The 1,037-nt window shown below is 56.2% G+C and carries 3 protein-coding genes; 1 reads left to right on the top strand and 2 read right to left on the bottom strand.

Annotated elements, in window-relative coordinates; genetic code table 11:
* Both FFS27_RS33085 and FFS27_RS33090 read right to left on the bottom strand, forming a co-directional pair.
* A partial coding sequence (locus FFS27_RS33085; RefSeq protein WP_137952579.1) for a type II toxin-antitoxin system RelE/ParE family toxin occupies window positions 1-179 on the bottom strand: 179 nt, incomplete at its 3' end.
* A gap of 3 nt (window positions 180-182) precedes the next feature.
* A complete protein-coding gene (locus FFS27_RS33090) occupies window positions 183-455 on the bottom strand; it encodes a type II toxin-antitoxin system ParD family antitoxin (RefSeq protein ID WP_003123374.1) in 273 nt (90 codons plus the stop codon).
* A gap of 118 nt (window positions 456-573) precedes the next feature.
* Here FFS27_RS33090 and FFS27_RS33095 point away from each other — a divergent pair, with 118 nt between their 5' ends.
* Window positions 574-921: a hypothetical protein gene (locus FFS27_RS33095; RefSeq protein WP_071534421.1), complete on the top strand. Its 348-nt coding sequence runs from the start codon at window positions 574-576 to the stop codon at window positions 919-921.
* Window positions 922-1,037 lie beyond the last annotated feature (116 nt).

Genomic DNA, 1,037 nt, shown 5'->3' on the forward strand with positions numbered 1-1,037 from the left:
CCCAGTTCTTCACGGCTGATGCTGCCTACCTGTTGTGGGTCTGTCGCAACTGCTTCCAGCGCCGCCCCTATGAGTGCCTGGTAACGTCGGCGCGCGGCATCGCCGAAGCGGTTATGGGTGAAGCGCAGGATATCGACGATGTCCGCTTGAGCATCATGGGAGATGCGGTACTTGGCCATGCTTCAGTGGCTCGCCTGGTTGCCGAGCTCGTCGAGGTATTGGGCCAGGTCGTCGCTGGTGATCTCGTCGTACTCGCCGCGCTCTAGTTGCATCAACCCACTGGATGTTGCGTTGCGGAGGGCTTCGAGCTTGGCGCTGTTCTGGGCTTCCTGCTGCAGCAACAGGCGTAGGCCTGCCCGGATGACCTCGCTGCGGTTTTGATAGCGGCCGGTCTCCACCAGTTCGTTGATGTCCTGCTCCATCGGATCAGGAAGGACGACGTTTCGAGTTGCCATGGGGTGCTCCAGTCCATAGATAGCTAGTGGCATAATATGCCACAGGGCTTGCTAATTCACTCATTTCGTCGTATAGGTGATAGCAGGATGCCTTCCTTTTGGATCCAGGAGGTTGATCATGAACGCACACGCCAACAAAGGTTTTGCCGCCCGGGTCGGTCATACTCTGGGCTCGCTTGTGCGCTTCTGCCTGCATGATCGTCGGCCTGTCGTGCGCTGGGTCAAACGAGTTAGTCTCTTGGTGGTGCTTTTCGTTGTCTTTGCTCAGAACTTTACCTGGCTGGCCAGCGCCTTCATGTCGTTGCTGTGTATGGGGCTGGTCGGGTGGGCTTTAGTGAAGGGCGATTTCTCAATTGTTGCTGAGTCGGCTGAGGAATCTGAAGCACGTGAGGCTCCATATGGACGTGATGTCTTTGGGTGCCCACTAGATGCTTGGGGAAACAGAGTAGATGGTCTTGATAGATAGTTGTGTAGTGGTCAACCCATCCCGGACAGTGGGTTGAGTTTTTCTTCGGCCACCGCAGGTGGTAACCCGTCGTTGAATTGATGCGGCCTGATCCAGTTGTAGCGGTGCATCAAGTA

This window comes from Pseudomonas sp. 2VD, from assembly GCF_005503585.1.
Lineage (GTDB): Bacteria > Pseudomonadota > Gammaproteobacteria > Pseudomonadales > Pseudomonadaceae > Pseudomonas > Pseudomonas aeruginosa.

Excerpts from the sequence above, each read along its gene's own strand:
- FFS27_RS33095 (WP_071534421.1), top strand. The coding sequence starts at position 574 with ATGAACGCACACGCCAACAAAGGTTTTGCCGCCCGGGTCGGTCATACT.
- FFS27_RS33090 (WP_003123374.1), bottom strand. The coding sequence starts at position 455 with ATGGCAACTCGAAACGTCGTCCTTCCTGATCCGATGGAGCAGGACATC.